Here is a 14,663-nt window from a genome sequence, read left to right as displayed (position 1 = left end):
TCAGCTGCGGATGCGCTCCCGTGCATCCGTGCGCCCGACGACCGGGGGGATCTGCCGCACCGCCTGGGCGAGCGCACGCAGGTCGGCGCCGAACAGCGCCTGCGGGCCGTCGCACAGCGCGTGCTCCGGGTCGGGGTGGACGTCGACGATCACGCCGTCCGCGCCTGCTCCGATGGCGGCGCGGGACAGCGGTACGACGAGGTCGCGCCGGCCACCGGCGTGCGACGGGTCGATGATCACCGGCAGGTGGCTCCACGACTGCACGATCGGCACGGCGGAGATGTCCAGGGTGTTGCGCGTCGTCGGCTCGAAGGTGCGGATGCCGCGCTCGCAGAGGACCACGTCGAGGTTGCCGCGCTGGGCGACGTACTCGGCCGCCATCAGCCACTCCTCGATGGTCGCGGTCATGCCGCGCTTGAGCAGGACCGGCTTGCCTGCCTCGCCGGCGGCCTGGAGGAGCCCGAAGTTGGCCATGTTGCGGGTGCCGATCTGGAGCATGTCGGCGTACTCCGCCACGACGCCGACATCGCGTGCGTCGACGACCTCGGTGACGATCGGGAGCCCGGTGACCTCGCGCACGTCCGCCAGGATCTCCAGGCCCCTCACCCCGAGGCCCTGGAACGCGTAGGGGGACGTGCGCGGCTTGAACGCCCCGCCGCGGAGGATGGTGGCGCCGGCAGCCTTGGCCATCTCGGCGGCGTCGAGGGTCTGGCTCGGGGTCTCGACCGCACATGGGCCGGCGATGAAGGTGAAGGTGTCCGGACCGATCGGGACCTGGTGGCCCTTGCCGCCGACCCACACGGTGGAGCGGTCGGGGTGGTGCTGCCGGCTGACCAGCTTGAACGGGTCTGAGATCCGGTGGACGTCGGCCACGCCCGGCATGCTGCGCAGGTTCAGGCCGTGGAAGGAGTCGATGTCGCCGACGAGGCCGATGATCGTGCGGACGACGCCGCGGCTGACGAAGGCCTGGCCGCCCACGCTCTCGACGCGCTCGGTGACGTGCGCGATCTGCTCCTCCGTCGCATCCGGAGCCATCACCACCACCATGGGCCGACCCTAGTTGGCGCGTCCACAGTCCGGACGGCGATATCGCTGTCCGAGACTGCGACGCGGCTGCCTCAGCGTGTCGGCTGCGGCCGGCGCAGGATCGCCGGGAGGTACGCCGCGCCCGGAGCGTTCGCGGTGCGGGCAGCGAGGTCGTCGGGGTTCGCGAACGAGCAGTGCTTCAGCGAGAGGCAGCCGCACCCGATGCAGGAGTCCAGGCCGTCGCGCAACCGCGCGAGTGCCGCCATCTGCTCGTCGAGCCGCGCCCGCCAGTGGTTCGAGATCCGGTGCCAGTCCGCCTTCGTGGGGGTGCGCCCGCGGGGGAGGCGGTCGAGCTCCTCGCGGACCTCGGCCAGCGACAGCCCGATGTTGCTCGCAGCCCGGATGAACGCGAGCTGCCGCAGGACGGATCTCTCGTAGCGGCGGCGCCCGCTGGTGCTCCGGGTCGCCTCGATGAGGCCCTGGTCCTCGTAGAAGCGCAGGGCCGAGGCGGCGAAGCCGCTGCGTCGGGAGACCTCGGTCACCGTGAGCAGGTCGTGGGCGTCCATCACTTCTCCATTTGTGCTTGACCTCAAGTTCACTTGAACTTGAAGAATCGCAGACGAAGGCATCCCGATCAAGGAGATTCCATGTCTGTTGCAGTGATCACCGGCGGCTCCGCCGGCCTCGGCCTGGCCCTCGCGCGGGCGCTCGCCGTCGACGGTTGGCGCGTGGTCGTCGACGGCAGGGACGCTGAACGGCTCGCGGCCGCAGCCGACCACCCCGACATCGTCACCGTGCCCGGCGACGTCACCGACGACTGGCACCGCGGTGCGCTCGTCGACGCGGCGGAGCAGGAGGGCGGTCTCGACCTGCTCGTGCACAACGCGAGCACGCTCGGGCCCACGCCGCTGCCGCACCTGGCCGACGCATCCATCGCCGACCTGGACCAGGTGTGGAGGACCAACGTCGGCGCGCCGATGGCACTCACCGCTGTCCTGCTGCCGATGCTCGTCGCGTCGAAGGGCGTGCTGGTCTCGATCTCCTCCGACGCGGGCGTCGAGCACTACGAGGGCTGGGGACTGTACGGCACGTCGAAGGCGGCGCTCGACCACCTCACGCTGACCTTCGGTGAGGAGAACCCCGAGATCAGCGCGTACGCCGTGGACCCGGGCGACATGCGCACCCAGATGCACCAGGACGCGTTCCCCGGAGAGGACATCTCGGACCGCCCCCTCCCGGAGACGGTCGTCCCGCACTTCCTGGCCCTGCTCGCCGACCGACCGCCCTCGGGCCGCTACCGAGCCGCCGAGCTGCCGGCCGTGCAGAGGGTGGGTGGCTGACGTGCGCATCCTGGAAGAACGGTCCTCGATCCGGTTCGACCCCAAGGCCGATGCCGTCGCCCCGGCACCGGCCGAGGCACGCGGCCTGTCCCGGGAGGACGTGCGCCTGCTGGTGGCCTCGCCCGACGGCGTCCACCACGCCCGGTTCCGCGACCTGCCCGACCACCTGCGTGCCGGCGACCTCGTGGTGGTCAACGACTCCGCGACGATTCCCGGAGAGATCGACGCGGAGTGGCTGGGGCACGGCCCGGTGGTGCTGCACCTGGCGACGCCGCTCGAGGACGGCACCTGGGTGACGGAGGTCCGCACGCCGGTCGACGGATCGCGAGCGGTGCTCGACGCCGAGCCGGGTGACCGGTTCGACGCGGGACCGGTCAGTGTGACCCTCGTGGCGGCCTACCCGCGCGCGGGCTCCTCGCCGACCGGGCAGGGCAACCGGCTGTGGCGCGCGCGCGTCGACGGACCGCTCGAGGACCACCTCGACCGGCACGGTCGCCCGATCGCCTACGGCTACCTGCCGCGGCGCTACCCGCTCAGTGCGTACCAGACGGTCTTCGCCTCGCGGCCGGGAAGCGCCGAGATGCCCTCAGCGGCCAGGCCGTTCACCCACGGCCTGGTCACCCGGCTGGTCTCGAAGGGCGTGGCGATCGCGCCGATCACGCTGCACACCGGCGTCTCGTCGCAGGAGGCGGGGGAGGCACCCCAGGCCGAGCGGTTCAGCGTCCTGCCGTCGACCGCGCGCCTCGTCAACGCGGTGCGCGCCGGCGGTGGCCGCGTCGTCGCGGTCGGTACGACGGTCACCCGGGCGCTCGAGTCGGCGGTCGGCCAGGACGGCACCGTGGTCGCGCGCAGTGGCTGGGCCGAGCGGGTCGTCACGCCCGCCGACCCGCCCCGAGTGGTCAACGGGCTGGTCACCGGCTGGCACGACCCGCACGCCTCGCACCTGCTGCTGGTCGAGGCCGTGGCCGGCCCCGAGCTCACCCAGCGTGCCTACGAGGCTGCCGTCGCCGAGGACTATCTCTGGCACGAGTTCGGCGACGCCGCGTTGCTGCTGCCTGCGCTCTGACGCGGTCCGGCCGACTCGGTCCTCGCGGAGCCACCGCTCAGGTCTCGACCCGCCGTTCGCGGTTCGCAGGCTCACCGCGAGGCTCGCTCGACCTCTTCGCGTGGTGCCTCCGCTCGTTCCTCGCGGAGCCACCGCTCAGACGGCGATGTGCGGGACCTCGGCCTCGATGCGTCGCCGGGGCACCAGCTCGACGAGCAGCATCGCCCCGAGGACCATGGCGCCGCCGACCAGCATTCGGGCGTTGACAGACTCGCCGCCCAGCAGCACCGCGAAGAACGCGGCGAAGACCGGCTCCATGCTCATGATGATCGCCGACCGGGTCGGAGGCAGGTGGGCCTGCGCCCAGGTCTGCCCGAGGAGGGCGGCGGCGCCGGCGAACAGCGCCATGTACACCACGGCCAGCCAGTCGCCGGTCCGGTCCGGCAGGGTGATCCCGCCGGGCGCCGCGGCGACCAGGCAGATCGTGGCGATGACCAGGCACTGCAGGATCGACATGCCGATGGCGTCCGACGGGCGCGACCACGCGCCGAGCCCGACGATGTGCAGCGCGTAGATGACCGCGGCGACCAGGGTGAGCGCCTCGCCGTACCCGATGCTGAAGCCCTGGAGGGTCAGTACGGCGAGCCCGGCGACGGCCAGCCCGACCGCGACCATGGTCAGCGAGGTGATCCGCGTGCCCAGGATCAGTGCCGCCAGCAGCGGCGTGCAGACGACGTACATGCCGGTGATGAAGCCCGAGACGCTCGCCGGTGTGTGTGCCAGGCCGACCGTCTGGAGGATCTGCGCGACGCCGTAGAGGACGCCGAGCACGAGCGCGTGCCGGCGCAGCTCGGGGGTGAGGCGGGCGACCGCGCGCGGTGCGAGCACCAGCAGGGCCGCGCTCGCGATCGTGAACCGCACGGCCAGGAAGTCGACTGCGGGCACCCGGTCGAGCAGGTCGTGGATCAGGAAGAACGTCGAGCCCCAGCACGCGGTCATCGCCAGGAGGGTCAGCGTGGCGAGCAGCGCCAGCCGGCGCTCGCGTGCCGCGAGGACCTGCGCCGTCACCGCTCGCCCACGGGCTCGCGGAGCTTCTTGAGCAGCGGCACGCAGCTGCCGGGCACGCCGCCGTCCCCGGACCCGGGCGTCTCCGCCACGAACGGCACCCCCTCGGTGGCGGGGTGCCGGAACAGCTCGACGAACGCGTCCTCGCCGATGTGCCCGTCGCCGATCCGCTCGTGCCGGTCGCGCAGCGAGCCGCGCGGGTCCTTCGAGTCGTTGGCGTGCACGAGCCGCAGGCGTCCGGGTCCGGCGACCTCGACGAGCTGGTCGAGCGTCCGGGCCGCGCCTCCGGTCTCGTCGAGCGGTGCGCCCGCAGCGAAGACGTGACAGGTGTCGAGGCAGACGCCGACACGGGGATGCCGCCCGAGAGCGTCCAGGTAGGGCCCGAGCTCCTCGACCAGGCCGCACAGGGACCGGCCCTGGCCGGCGGTGGGCTCGAGCAGCAGCCACGGTCCCTCGTCAGCGGGTGTCCCGGCGGACCGGTCGTGCTCCAGCCGGTCGAGTACCGGGAGCAGGCCCTCGCGCACCTGGCGCAGCGCGGCGTCGACGTTGCCGTCGTCGACGCACGACCCGGTGTGCACCACCACGCCCTCCGCACCGAGCCGGGCGGCACGACGCAGGTTGTGCTCGACGGTGGCGACCGACCGCTCGTAGGTCGCGGCGGTCGGGGAGCCCAGGTTCACCAGGTACGGCGTGTGCACGAAGCTGCGCAGACCACGGTCGGCGCACGTCGTACGGAACGCCTCGTCGACGGCCGGGTCCCCGGCGCTCGGCGCCCACCCGCGCGGGTTGCCGACGAACACCTGGACGGCCTCGGCAGCAATGGTCTCGGCCGTGCGCAGCGCGCCGGAGACGAGACCCCGTCCGACGAAGACGTGGGAGCCGACCGGGTTGCGCACCCGGCCAACCCTACGACCGGTCAGTCGGCCCTGAGGCCGTCCATCACGACCTTCATGATGCGGCGGAGCTGGGCCCGGTCGAAGTTGGGCATCATCGTGCAGCCGCCGACGAGGCGGATCACGTCGAGCGCCGTGATGTCCTTGCGGATCTCGCCGGCCTCCTGGGCGCCGCCGACCATCGCCTCGGCCGCGGCCGTCATGGTCGCGCGGGAGTGGGTGATCAGCTCGGAGTCGCGTCCGGTCGCCTCGACGAGCTCGTGGAAGATGTGCTTCTTGGTGGCGGCGTAGTCGGCGAAGACCTCGAGCCAGAGCTCCAGCGCCTCGAGCGGAGGGTGCGCCGCGGCGAGCCGGTCGGCCGCCTGCCGGAGCCCGTCGACCTCTTCGCGGTAGACCGCCTCGAGCAGGTCCAGGCGCGTGGGGAAGTGCCGGTAGAGGGTGCCGATCCCGACCCCGGCCGACTTCGCGACCTGCTCCAGGGAGACCTCGGCATCGGGCGGGCCGGCCAGGAACAGCTCGCGGGCCGCCTCGACCAGCCGGGCCCGGTTGCGGGCGGCGTCGGCGCGCAGCTTCGGAGCCCCGGCGGGGGCCTCGGCGGCGGTCGTGTCGGTCATCGGCGTTAAATCCCTTGATAAGCGGAGGAGGCCTCCGTATTGTAAGTGGAGGCGCCCTCCGAATCATACCTCTCGCGGAACGGAAACCACTGTGTCCGACCAACTTATCGCCGAGATCCCGGCGATCGAAGCAACCGAACCATCCCGCCGTGAGCGCCGCCTGCGACCCAGGCAGCGTCCCGAGCGGCCACGCCTCGTCCTCGCCACGATCCTGACCGCACAGCTGATGGTCGTGCTCGACATGAGCATCGTGAACGTGGCGCTCCCGCACATGCAGCAGGCCCTCGACTTCTCCCCGACCGGGCTGTCGTGGGTGGTCAACGCCTACAGCCTCGCCTTCGGTGGGCTGCTCCTCCTGGGCGCGCGCTCGGGCGACCTCCTCGGCCGGCGGCCGACGTTCCTCGCGGGGATCGCACTGTTCACGCTGGCCTCGCTGGCAGGAGGCTTCGCGACCACCGGCGCCGCCCTCGTGGCCGCCCGTGTCGCCCAGGGAGTCGGTGCTGCGTTCGCGGCTCCGGCGACCCTCTCGCTGATCACCACGATGTTCCCGGAGGGCCGTGAGCGCACCCGTGCCATGGGCCTGTTCACCGCGATGTCGATCGGCGGAGCCTCGCTGGGCATGGTCCTCGGCGGCATCCTCATCCAGGTCGCCGACTGGCGCTGGGTGATGCTGGTCAACGTGCCGATCGGTGCCGCGGTCGCGACGGCGGCGTGGATCGCCGTACCGCACACGCCGCGTCGGCACGGTCGCTTCGACCTGGCCGGCGCGATCACCTCGACGCTCGGGGTGTCCGGGCTCGTCTATGGCTTCGTGCACGCCGCGAGCGACGGCTGGGGTGACCCGGTCACCCTCGTCGCGCTCGTGCTCGGCGTCGGCCTGCTCGCCTCCTTCGTGGCCGTCGAGCGCACCGCCGAGGAGCCGATCACCCCGCTGTCGCTGTTCGCGAGCCGGGTGCGCAGCGGTGCACTGCTGGCGCGCGCCTTCCTGATCGCCGGCGCGATGGGTGCGTTCTTCTTCCTCACCCAGTACCTCCAGGACGTGCTCGACCTGAGCCCGATCCGAGCCGGGCTCGCGTTCCTGCCGCTGACCGCGATGCTCTTCGTCGCCTCGCAGGCGGCCTCGCGCGACCTGGTCGAGCGCTTCGGCGAGCGCGTGGTGCTGATCGCCGGCTCGAGTCTGACGCTGCTGTCGCTGGCCTGGCTCACCCGGCTCGATGCCGGGAGCGGGTACGCCGACGTGCTGGTGTCGCTGGTCGTCCTCGGCCTGGGCAACGGGCTCGCGTTCGTGCCGCTGACCACCTCGGCCCTCCATGCCGTGCAGCCGCACGAGGCGGGTGCTGCGGCAGGGCTGGTCAACGTCGCCCAGCAGCTGGGCTCGGCGCTCGGCCTCGCCGGGCTGGTGACGGTCTCCGGTCACGCCAGCCGGTCGGTGCACCTGGCGCCGGGGCTCGATGCGGTGGCCCGTGCCCACGAGACGTTCCTCTCGGGGGCCCACGCGGCCTTCGAGGCAGCGACGGTGATGCTGGTCGTGACCATGCTGCTGGTCACCTTCGTGGTCAGGCGGCAGCCGGCGCCGGTCGAGGTCCCGGCGGAGCAGTAGCCGGCACCGGGCGAGGGCTGTCGTGGCCTCGCTCGACCTGTCTGAGCCGGGACTCCGCCCGTTCCTCGCGGAGTCCCGGCTCAGGTCTCGACCCGGCGTCGCGGGTTCGCAGGCTCACCCGCGGCCTCGCTCGACCTCTTCGCGTCGGGACTCCGCCCGTTCCTCGCCGGCTCAGGTCTCGACCCGGCGTCGCGGGTTCGCAGGCTCACCCGCGGCCTCGCTCGACCTCTTCGCGTCGGGACTCCGCTCGTTCCTCGCCGGCTCAGGTCTCGACCCGGCGTCGCGGGTTCGCAGGCTCACCCGCGGCCTCGCTCGACCTCTTCGCGTCGGGACTCCGCTCGTTCCTCGCGGAGTCCCGGCTCAGACGATGCTGAGCGTGACTGTGCTTCCCCGGGGTGCGAGCTGGCCCTCGGACGGGTTGGAACCGACGACGTAGCCGGCGCCGACGTACAGGGGGTTCTCCACCACGTCGACCTGGAAGCCCAGGCTCTCGAGCTCGTGCCGGGCGTCGTCGACCTTCAGGCCGTTGACGTGGGGGACCGCGACCAGGGCCGGTCCCTTGGAGACCACGAGCTTGACCGGGTCGTCCTTGAAGCCCGTGCCGGAGCTCGGGCTCTGCGAGATCACCTTGCCGGCGGGCACGGTGTCGCTGAAGTCGTCGGAGCGGTCGACCTTGAAGCCGAGCCGGTCGAGCGCGTCCACGGCCTTGTCGCCGTTGCGGCCGGTCCAGTCGGGGATGTCGATCGGCCGCGGGCCCTTGCTGACCACCACGTTGACCGCGGTGCCCCGGCGCAGCGGTGTGCCGGGGGCGGGATCGGTGGTGATCACGGTGTCCTTGGCGACCTTCTGGCTGAACTTCTCCACCTTCTGGCCGAACGAGAGGGCGGCGTCGCCGAGCATGGCCTGGGCGTCGTCGAGGCTCTTGCCGCGCACGTCGGGCACGGTGTGCCGCTCGGGGCCCAGCGAGAGCACCGCCGTGACGGTGCCGTGCTTGCTGATGCGGGACCCCGCGCTGGGGTCGGTGCGGACCACGGAGCCCGCTGCCACCGTCTCGGAGTACTCCGACTTGCCGGTCCTGAAGGTCAGACCGGCCTTCTCGACCTTCACCTTCGCGGCGGCGGCGGACATGTTGATCACCGCCGGAGTGTGCGTGTAGCGCGCGACGCCGAGGTACCACCCGGCGAGGCCGACCAGCAGCGCGAGGACGAGCACGGACACCAGCAGGACCGGTCCGCGGCGGGAGCGTCGAGCAGCAGGACGTGGCCGGTCGGCCCCGGTCACGACCGGCGGCGGCGAGTCCGGTGGCCGCGGTGGCGTCGCGGCGGTGCGTGACGTGGGCGCCATCGGCGGGCCGACCGGTGCCGTCATCTCGAGGTCGGGGTCGAAGACGACGTCGCGCGGCGAGGCGACCGCGCGGGGAGGATCGCGACGGACGTCCCTGGTCAGGAACAGCTCGCCGGTCGGCACGCTGTCGGGGTGGCTGGTCCTCGGCGTGAGGTCCGCGGTGAGCTCCGGGTCGTCGGCCACGCCGTGGTCGAGCGCCTGCCGGACCCGGCGTACCTGGTGGAGCAGCACGCGCGCGTCCGAGGGCCGCAGGTCCTTGTCGCGGGCGGTCGCGCGCGCGACCAGCGCGTCGACGTACGGCGGCAGGCCGGGCACCCGCAGCGAGGGGGCCGGGATGTCCTCGTGCACGTGCTTGTAGGCGACCTGGATCGGGCTGTCGGCCTGGTGCGGCTTGTGGCCGGTGAGCATCTCGTAGAGCAGTACGCCGGTGGCGTACACGTCGGAGCGCGCATCGGCCTTGCCGTCGACGACGAGCTCGGGGGAGAGGTAGGAGACGGTGCCGATCAGCACGCCGCCGGTGGCCGTGTGCTGGGTCTCGGCGTTGACCGCGCGCGCCAGCCCGAAGTCCGCGACCTTGATCCGGCCGTCGTCGGAGAGCAGCACGTTCTCCGGCTTGACGTCGCGGTGGATCATGCCGGCGGTGTGGGCCGCGGCCAGCGCCGCGAGCACGGGCTCGAGGATCGCGAGCGCCTTGCCCGGCTCCATCGGCGCTTCCTTGCGGATCACGTCGCGCAGGGTCAGGCCGGGCACGAGCTCCATGACCAGGAACACCGTGCCGCGATCCTCGCCCTGGTCGAAGACCGCGACGACGTTGTGGTGCGAGAGGCGCGCCGCGGACCGTGCCTCGCGCTCGAACCGGGCCACGAACTCCGGGTCGTCACCGAGTCCGGCGTGCATGATCTTGACCGCCACCGTGCGGTCCAGGCGCAGGTCGGTGGCCTGGTAGACGGTGGCCATGCCCCCGCGGGCGATGCGCGCGCCGACGCGGTACCTGCCGTCGAGGATGCGGCCGATCAGCGGGTCGTCGTGACGACCCTCCTCCGTGCGCTCCACAACGTCCTCCAAGCCCGGACCGGGAGGGGAAGGCCCCGATCGAGGGTCGAGTCTAGTTGGGAGGAGGCCGGAATCGCCGCACCACGGCGCGGCTGGCAGCATGGAGGTGTGACCGACGACATCTCCACGCGCCCGGCCTCCGACACGGCGGATCTCGGCGCACTGATCCCCGAGTGGCTGGACTGGAAGGCTGCCGGGGTGGCCCTCGGCGTCTCCGTGAGCAAGGTGCGCCAGCTGATCCGCGAGCACCAGCTCGCCGCCGCCGTGCCCCGTGAGAAGGCCGGCCAGCAGGTGCCGGCTGAGCTCATCATGGACGGCGAGATCGTCAAGGGCGTCCCCGGGCTGCTGACCCTGCTCCACGACGGTGGGTACGACGATCGGGAGATCCTCGCCTGGATGTTCGCCAGCGACGACTCGCTGCCCGGTCGCCCGATCGACGCGCTCCGCGAGAACCGGGGATCGGAGGTCAAGCGACGCGCGCAGGCGATGTCGTTGTGACCGGTGCGCTCCGAGGTCTTGCCTTCGAGGCGGTTGGCGGGCTATGACCGTGGTACGAGCAAGCAACCGAGGAGAGCAGTAGTGAGCGGACTCGCGGGACTTCTCGCCGGGCACCACCCGCCGGGCATCTACCAGTGGCATGCCGCGTTCCCGCCGGACGACGTGCGCCACACCGTCGAGCACGCGGGTGCGCGCTTCGGCTACGTCGACGGCTGGACGCACCAGGAGAAGACCGAGCTGCTCGAGGCGCTGGCCGAGACGCTGGAGTTCCCCGACACGTTCGGCCACAACTTCGACGCCCTCGCGGACTGCCTGCGCGACCTCGACGGCAAGCCGATCGTGCTGCTCTGGGACGGCTGGGGGCCACTCGCGCGGTCCGACGAGCGTGCCTTCGAGGTCGCAGCCGACATCCTCGCGGGTCGCGCGAACGAGGGTCACTGCCCGATGACGGTGCTGCTGCGGGGAGACGGCCCCGAGATCGACGTACCGTCGCTGGACGGCTAGCGGCCGGTCACACCGTTCGCTGGGTCGCGGCGGCCGCCAGGTCGCGCAGCACGCCGCGCGCCTCGGCGCGGATGTCCGCGGCGTCCAGCGCGGACAGCGCCCGGTCGGTCAGGGCGGCGATCACGTCCTCGACCTGGCTGCGTGCGCCGCTGGCGTCGATCAGCGCCCGCAGGTCGGCGACCTCGTCGACGCTCAGCGCGCGGCCAAGGCTGGTGTCGAGGTGCTTGCGGTCGTCGGGGCCGAGCGCGTCCAGGGCGAGCGCGATCAGGACGGTGCGCTTGCCCTCGCTGAGGTCGTCGCCGGCCGGCTTGCCGGTGGCGGCGGGGTCGCCGAAGACGCCGAGGAGGTCGTCGCGCAGCTGGAACGCCTCGCCCAGAGGCAGGCCGAAGCGGGTGAGCTGCGCCATCGTCTCCTCGTCCGCACCCGCGAGGGCGGCGCCGATGTGGAGCGGGCGCTCGATGGAGTACTTCGCGGACTTGTAGCGCAGCACCGTCATCGCCACCTCGACGTCGCTGGTGCCGCGGGCCTGGGCGGACACGTCGAGGAACTGGCCGGTGACGACCTCGCTGCGGGTGAGATCGAAGTAGCCGAGCGCGTCGAGCACCCGTGGGGCCGGGAGCCCGCTGGTGCGGAGCAGCTCGTCGGACCAGGACAGCAGGAGGTCGCCGAGCAGGATCGCGGCCGCGGCGCCGTACTGCTCGGCGCCGCCGGACCAGCCGCTCGTGCGGTGCAGCGCCTCGAAGGCACGGTGGGTGGCCGGCCGGCCCCGGCGTACGTCGGAGGCGTCCATCACGTCGTCGTGCACCAGTGCGCTGGCATGCAGCAGCTCCAGCGAGGCGCAGGCCTTGAGCAGCGCCGCACGGTCGTCCGGCTCGGCGACGGCGAGGTGGCCCCACCAGCAGAAGGCCGCCCGGAACCGCTTCCCACCGGTGACGCTGAGCCGTGCGTGGTCGACGAGACGGGTGGCGTCCTCACCGAGCTCGGCGAGCCACGCGGACTGCTGGTCGATGAAGTCCAGGAGCGCGTCCTCGACGCCCGAACGGAACGCCGCCGGGTCCCACGGAGGCGCTACGACTTCCTGAGACTCGCTCACGGCGCGAGCGTAGCGCCCGTATTCTCGGCGCCATGGCCGCGCACCCGACCACGAGCATCGCCACCCGACTTTCCGGAGGCGAGCGCTCCTTCTCCTTCGAGTTCTTCCCTCCCAAGGATGCCGCCGGCGAGGAGATCCTCTGGCGCTCGATCAGCGAGCTCGAGCCGCTCCGGCCGACGTTCGTCTCCGTGACGTACGGCGCCGGCGGCTCGACCCGCGACCGGACGATCGAGATCACCGGGCGGATCGCCCGGGAGACGTCGATGACGCCGATGGCGCACCTCACGTGCGTCGGGCACACCGTCGCCGAGCTCGAGGAGATCCTCGACGCGCTCGCTGCTGCGGGCGTGGAGAACGTGCTAGCCCTGCGCGGCGACCCCGTGGGCGGTCCCGGCACGCCGTGGACCGCGACCGACGGCGGGCTGGACTACGCGTGCGAGCTGGTCGAGCTCGTCCGGCGCCGCAACCAGTTCGCGGTCGGCGTCGCGGTCTTCCCCGAAGGCCATCGCGACGCGCCGGGTCTGGACCACGACGTACGGGTGATGCGTGAGAAGTACGACGCGGGCGCGGAGTTCGCGATCACCGAGATGGTGCTGCGGTCCTCGGACTACTTCGGACTGGTCGAGCGGGCCCGCGGTGCCGGTGTGGAAATCCCGATCCTCCCCGGCATCATGCCGATCCTCGCCCTGGGCTCGATGCGGAAGATGGTCGAGCTGTCCGGACGCGAGATGCCCGAGGAGATCCTGCGCCGGATCGAGCCGCTCGCCGACGACCCGGCCGCGGTCCGCGCCGAGGGCATCCGGATCGCCACCGAGCTCTGCGACGAGCTGCTCGACGGCGGCGCCCCCGGGCTGCACTTCTACACGCTGAACCGCTCGAAGGCCACCCGCGAGATCTACCAGTCCCTCGCCTGCCACGCCTGACGCCGAGCGGGCAGAAAAGCAGCGCCGAGGCACGCCGAGCGGGCACAGAAGCTGCGCGGATGTACGCCGAGCGGGCAGTAAAGCAGCGCCGAGGCACGCCGAGCGGGCACAGAAGCTGCGCGGATGTACGCCGAGCGGGCAGTAAAGCAGCGCCGAGGCACGCCGAGCGGGCCCCGGCGTTCGGCCCCGAGGTACGTCGGCGCGCATGGATCTCGCCGACACATCCAGCGTTTGTGCCCGCTCGGCGTACTCCTGGGCAGCGTTTGTGCCCGCTCGGCGTACTCCGGCACTGCGTTTGTGCCCGCTCGGCGTACTGCAGGGTTGCGTTTCTGCCCGCTCGCGGCTAGGCGGGGCCGATCACCTGAGCGACGAGGGCCGCTGACAGGCCGACGCTGGGAAGACCGGAGCCCGGAGTGGTGTGGGCACCGGCCATGTAGACACCCGCGACCGGGGTCCGCGTGCCGAGGCGGTGGACCAGGGTGTTGCGGCCCTGCCAGAGCACGCCGAGAGGGGAGCCGCCCCACTGCTCGACGAGCTCGCGGGGCGAGCGGTCGACCCGGACCTCGACCTGGTCGCGGATCCGGACGCCGGCCCGGTGCAGGGCGGTGACGATGTCCTCGGCCAGCCGTCCGCGTCCGAGCACCGTCCACGCGTGCGCGCCCTCGGGCGCGGTGCCGGTCGTCCGGAGCACCAGCGTGGGGTCCCCGTAGAGGACGACCTCGGCGGGCAGGTCGGGCACCTCCCCGACGACGCCGATGTGGCACAGGGACGGGGGGATCGCGGGCATCGTCCGGGCGACGTACGCCGCCAGCGCGGGCAGCCGTCGCGGGTCGATCGCGCACACCACGTGGTCGGCGTCGACGGTGCCCTCGTCGACGCGGACGGCCCGGGCGCGTCCGTCCTCGACGACCAGGTCGCGCGCGGGGTTGCCGGTCAGCACGGTGACGCCGCGCGTCTCGAGCCGGGACGCGAGGATGTCGGCGAGCTGGCCCATGCCGCCCGGCAGGGTCCAGGCGCCGAAGTTCTGCTCGACGTAGGACCAGACGCCCTCCCAGGCCGGGACGTTGCGGGGCTCGTGCCCGTCGAACGCCGCGCGGTGGCAGGCCAGCAGCCGGAGCCGGTCGTCGCGGAGCTCGCGGTTGACGAGCCGGTGCAGCGTGAGCCGTGTCGAGAGCAGGTCGCGGGCCTCCTTGCTCGCGTGCTCCTCCGACCACGGCCGCTCGTACCAGTCCTTGCGCAGCGTCTCCCACACGTCGCCGAAGGAGTCGACGTACGCGATCCAGGCACGGCCGGCTTCCTCGCCGAGCGCCGACGCGACGGCGGCGAGCTGTGCGGCCCGGCTCCCTCCCGGGAGGTCCAGCACGGTGCCGTCGGGGAACCGGTGCTGCTGCACCGGGTCGACGGGCACCAGGTCGAACTCCTTCTCGGCCGGCCGCCCGGACTTGCGGAAGAAGTCCCGGATCACTGCCGGCAGCAGGGTCGTCGAGGGGCCGCTGTCCCAGCGGAACCCGTCCTGCTCGACGTGGCCGAGCGCGCCTCCCAGCCGGTCGGACGCCTCGAGGAGGGTGACGTCGTGACCCAGCTTGGCGAGCCGGGCCGCGGACGCCAGCCCGCCGAAGCCACCGCCGATCACCACCACCCGTGCCATGCGCACACCCTAGGGTC

Annotated in this window: 14 protein-coding genes; 6 read left to right on the top strand and 8 right to left on the bottom strand. The window is 72.5% G+C overall.

The window, feature by feature from the left end; all coding sequences use genetic code 11:
* Together aroF and soxR are read right to left on the bottom strand one after the other, a co-directional pair.
* A complete protein-coding gene (aroF, locus tag ACVW00_RS12670; RefSeq protein ID WP_457111258.1) occupies positions 1-1,047 on the bottom strand; it encodes a 3-deoxy-7-phosphoheptulonate synthase in 1,047 nt (348 codons plus the stop codon).
* Positions 1,048-1,118: 71 nt separating this feature from the next.
* Positions 1,119-1,592, bottom strand: coding sequence for a redox-sensitive transcriptional activator SoxR (gene soxR, locus ACVW00_RS12665; protein WP_457111257.1), 474 nt, complete (start codon positions 1,590-1,592; stop codon positions 1,119-1,121).
* An 81-nt stretch (positions 1,593-1,673) separates the two neighbouring features.
* Here soxR and ACVW00_RS12660 point away from each other — a divergent pair, with 81 nt between their 5' ends.
* Both ACVW00_RS12660 and ACVW00_RS12655 read left to right on the top strand, forming a co-directional pair.
* Positions 1,674-2,366 carry an SDR family oxidoreductase gene (locus ACVW00_RS12660; RefSeq protein WP_457111256.1) on the top strand — a complete coding sequence of 231 codons (693 nt, stop codon included), beginning with the start codon at positions 1,674-1,676 and terminating at the stop codon, positions 2,364-2,366.
* Complete coding sequence (locus tag ACVW00_RS12655) at positions 2,359-3,432, top strand: S-adenosylmethionine:tRNA ribosyltransferase-isomerase (protein WP_457111255.1); 1,074 nt, start codon at positions 2,359-2,361, stop codon at positions 3,430-3,432. The genes ACVW00_RS12660 and ACVW00_RS12655 overlap by 8 nt, the downstream gene beginning before the upstream one ends.
* Positions 3,433-3,567: 135 nt before the next feature.
* On the opposite strand, the gene ACVW00_RS12650 is transcribed toward ACVW00_RS12655, so the two are convergent.
* The 3 genes from ACVW00_RS12650 to ACVW00_RS12640 are packed head-to-tail and all read right to left on the bottom strand — an operon-like array spanning position 3,568 to position 5,983.
* Positions 3,568-4,479 (bottom strand): DMT family transporter, encoded by a 912-nt coding sequence (locus ACVW00_RS12650; protein WP_457111254.1) that lies wholly within the window; start codon positions 4,477-4,479, stop codon positions 3,568-3,570.
* Positions 4,476-5,372 (bottom strand): deoxyribonuclease IV, encoded by an 897-nt coding sequence (locus ACVW00_RS12645; RefSeq protein WP_457111253.1) that lies wholly within the window; start codon positions 5,370-5,372, stop codon positions 4,476-4,478. Before ACVW00_RS12645 ends, ACVW00_RS12650 begins: the two co-directional genes overlap by 4 nt.
* A 20-nt stretch (positions 5,373-5,392) precedes the next feature.
* Complete coding sequence (locus ACVW00_RS12640) at positions 5,393-5,983, bottom strand: TetR/AcrR family transcriptional regulator (RefSeq protein WP_457111252.1); 591 nt, start codon at positions 5,981-5,983, stop codon at positions 5,393-5,395.
* Positions 5,984-6,074: 91 nt separating this feature from the next.
* On the opposite strand from ACVW00_RS12640, the gene ACVW00_RS12635 reads away from it, so the two are divergent.
* Positions 6,075-7,583 carry an MFS transporter gene (locus ACVW00_RS12635; RefSeq protein ID WP_457111251.1) on the top strand — a complete coding sequence of 503 codons (1,509 nt, stop codon included), beginning with the start codon at positions 6,075-6,077 and terminating at the stop codon, positions 7,581-7,583.
* 360 nt (positions 7,584-7,943) lie between these two features.
* On the opposite strand, the gene pknB is transcribed toward ACVW00_RS12635, so the two are convergent.
* A complete protein-coding gene (pknB, locus tag ACVW00_RS12630) occupies positions 7,944-9,980 on the bottom strand; it encodes a Stk1 family PASTA domain-containing Ser/Thr kinase (RefSeq protein WP_457111250.1) in 2,037 nt (678 codons plus the stop codon).
* A 108-nt stretch (positions 9,981-10,088) separates the two neighbouring features.
* On the opposite strand from pknB, the gene ACVW00_RS12625 reads away from it, so the two are divergent.
* Together ACVW00_RS12625 and ACVW00_RS12620 are read left to right on the top strand one after the other, a co-directional pair.
* Positions 10,089-10,478, top strand: coding sequence for an Rv2175c family DNA-binding protein (locus ACVW00_RS12625; RefSeq protein WP_457111249.1), 390 nt, complete (start codon positions 10,089-10,091; stop codon positions 10,476-10,478).
* 81 nt (positions 10,479-10,559) lie between these two features.
* Complete coding sequence (locus tag ACVW00_RS12620; RefSeq protein ID WP_457111248.1) at positions 10,560-10,982, top strand: barstar family protein; 423 nt, start codon at positions 10,560-10,562, stop codon at positions 10,980-10,982.
* Positions 10,983-10,989: 7 nt separating this feature from the next.
* On the opposite strand, the gene ACVW00_RS12615 is transcribed toward ACVW00_RS12620, so the two are convergent.
* Positions 10,990-12,075 carry a polyprenyl synthetase family protein gene (locus tag ACVW00_RS12615; protein WP_457111247.1) on the bottom strand — a complete coding sequence of 362 codons (1,086 nt, stop codon included), beginning with the start codon at positions 12,073-12,075 and terminating at the stop codon, positions 10,990-10,992.
* Positions 12,076-12,107: 32 nt separating this feature from the next.
* Between ACVW00_RS12615 and metF the strand changes: the two genes are divergently transcribed.
* Positions 12,108-12,998 carry a methylenetetrahydrofolate reductase [NAD(P)H] gene (gene metF / locus ACVW00_RS12610; RefSeq protein WP_457111246.1) on the top strand — a complete coding sequence of 297 codons (891 nt, stop codon included), beginning with the start codon at positions 12,108-12,110 and terminating at the stop codon, positions 12,996-12,998.
* Positions 12,999-13,341: 343 nt separating this feature from the next.
* On the opposite strand, the gene ACVW00_RS12605 is transcribed toward metF, so the two are convergent.
* Positions 13,342-14,646: a phytoene desaturase family protein gene (locus ACVW00_RS12605; protein ID WP_457111245.1), complete on the bottom strand. Its 1,305-nt coding sequence runs from the start codon at positions 14,644-14,646 to the stop codon at positions 13,342-13,344.
* Positions 14,647-14,663: the final 17 nt, after the last annotated feature.

This window comes from Marmoricola sp. URHA0025 HA25 (assembly GCF_054059435.1).
The sequence above is the reverse complement of the archived record's forward strand: the minus strand, read 5'-3'. Positions and strand labels throughout refer to the sequence as shown.